This is a genomic window from Pseudobacteroides sp. (assembly GCF_036567765.1).
Taxonomy (GTDB): Bacteria; Bacillota; Clostridia; order Acetivibrionales; family DSM-2933; genus Pseudobacteroides.
Genome location: NZ_DATCTU010000012.1, coordinates 1 through 2,293 on the forward strand (window position 1 = coordinate 1; position 2,293 = coordinate 2,293).

At 35.0% G+C, this 2,293-nt stretch carries 2 protein-coding genes and 1 rRNA gene; 2 read left to right on the forward strand and 1 reads right to left on the reverse strand.

Going from position 1 to position 2,293, the window contains the following annotated elements:
• Window positions 1-122: ribosomal RNA gene (locus tag VIO64_RS03320) — 16S ribosomal RNA — on the reverse strand; the annotation flags it as partial.
• 774 nt (window positions 123-896) lie between these two features.
• On the opposite strand from VIO64_RS03320, the gene VIO64_RS03325 reads away from it, so the two are divergent.
• Both VIO64_RS03325 and VIO64_RS03330 read left to right on the forward strand, forming a co-directional pair.
• Complete coding sequence (locus tag VIO64_RS03325; protein ID WP_331915133.1) at window positions 897-1,187, forward strand: transposase; 291 nt, start codon at window positions 897-899, stop codon at window positions 1,185-1,187.
• Complete coding sequence (locus VIO64_RS03330) at window positions 1,151-1,795, forward strand: IS3 family transposase (protein ID WP_331915135.1); 645 nt, start codon at window positions 1,151-1,153, stop codon at window positions 1,793-1,795. Before VIO64_RS03325 ends, VIO64_RS03330 begins: the two co-directional genes overlap by 37 nt.
• The last annotated feature ends 498 nt before the right edge of the window (window positions 1,796-2,293 follow it).

Sequence of the window (2,293 nt, forward strand, 5' to 3'; positions counted from 1 at the left end):
TACCCACGCGTTACTCACCCGTCCGCCGCTAAGATATATATTGCTATATATCTCCGCTCGACTTGCATGTGTTAGGCACGCCGCCAGCGTTCGTCCTGAGCCAGGATCAAACTCTCAAATTAATATTTGAAAATTTAATTAGCTCATTTAATGTTTCAATGTTTAAGATTAACTTATCGTATGTTTTCGCTTACATAATGGCTAAACCGCCATTATCCGCGAAAAACGCTTAGTAAATCTTAAATCATTTTCTACTTACTGACTTTTTTAAAGTTCGCAAGTTACTCAAATTTGATGAATCTTTAAAGCTTCATCTTAAAATTAACGAGTTTCTTTCGTCTTTTTACACTGTTTACTTTTCAAAGTCCAACGCTTCGTTAGAAGCAACTTTGATAGATTAACATGTTTTTTATACTATGTCAACACTTTTAAAAAATTATTTTTAAAAATTTTAAACTTTTATTATACGACTTTAATTTCGTACAGTTAATAACTGAGTCCATTAACATCCCCAAAAGCATACATTTTTTGAGACCTGGTCACAATCACTTAATAATCATTATATGGTGAACAATTATTAAGACTTTCCTTGTTATAAAACTCCTGTGGATAGTACCTTAGGGCTAAACAAGTTCATATATTTAGCACAAAATCATTGTTCCATAATCAATTGGCCTTAATAACTTTAACCATTTTTCCTGTATTTTTATTAAGGCTATTCCATTTATAAACGATTCTATACAATGCTTTAGGTGTATTGTTATAACTTATCTCATTATCTCATTTAACATATTGTACTCCTTTTCCGAGCAACTAACTAAAATATCCGACTGCTATATACCCGAGTTGCTGGACACACGTGAGTTAGGGTAAAATAAACCTATGGAGGGATAAGTGTGTCAAATCAAAGTAATCAACATAACAATGAATCTAAAGCAGATATTATTAGGCTGATCCGGGAAGAAAAACAGTCAATTACTAAGGTAGCTAATGATTTTGGAGTAAATGATCAAACAATACGCAACTGGTTAAAAGCTGAGGATGAAAAAAAGATTCCAGAAAACAATCGTATAGCTGAACTTGAAGCTCAGCTGAGAGAAGAGAAAAAGAAAACCACGGATTTACAGCAAACTGTAGATATATTAAAAAAATCAGTCGACATCTTCGTTCAAGACAACCGGAAATAGTTTATAAGTTCATAAGGAAATACAGCTCCGTGTTTCCTGTTGAGAAGATGTGCGAATTAAATAAAATATCACGGAGTGGATACTACGATTGGCTTAAAAGGCCTGTGAGTAAAAGGAAAATAGAAACTCAAGGTATTATTGATGTTGCCTTAAAAAGCTACAATGAAACTAAAGGTATGTGTGGACTTGATAAAATGCTAATGGATGTTCGAGAGAGCTTTCCAAAGTGTAGCCGTAAAAGGCTTCATAGTATTCAACGTGAGTATATGCTGTATTCCAAAAGAAAACGCAAATATAAAGCAACAACAAACTCTAATCATAAACTACCTGTAGCAGAAAATATTTTAAATCAAAATTTCAACGTAGATAAACCAGGTGCAGTATGGGTAACAGATATTTCATATATTGGTACTGATGAAGGATGGCTTTATTTAGCTACTGTAAAAGATATATTTACAAAGGAGATAGTAGGGTGGGCTACAGATAGCAATATGAAAACTGAACTATGCATAAGAGCTCTAAATAATGCAGTAATGAGGCATAAGCCATCTAAAGGATTAATACATCACTCAGACAGAGGTGTGCAAGTGCGACAAGAAGTCGCATAATATATTGCTGAAAGGCTATCCCATCCATTCGGGATAACCCTATTGTGACTAGCGTGGATAGTAACGTCTGGGTTAGAAAGCTCACAAGACAATGTGGAACTCCGAGCAGCCTAAAACTGGGAGAACCGCTAGGGTAAGAAAGCTATGGAGAACGTAAAGTGAATCCGGATTAACCCCTTAAGTTTGGACAATTTCTAAATGAATCTTTTGTTATCTTAATATTTGAAAATTTCCAGTTTTTCAGGCGGGAAAATTTTTTGCAAGAATCCAGTTTACAACGAGCCTCACCTATATGAGTAGTCAGCCTCCCATCCCTCGAAGAATGGCTCTGGGGTTTGGACAATGAGGGACAGGCATCTGACGCCTTGTCAGGCTATCATACAGGAACCTCTCATTATAAACCGCACTTATAAAAACTTTTTTACAGCAATCAAAACTGGAGTTTAAACCAGTCTTAAACTTTTACAAAAATAGGCTTGAGTTTTCCAGATTTGCAAC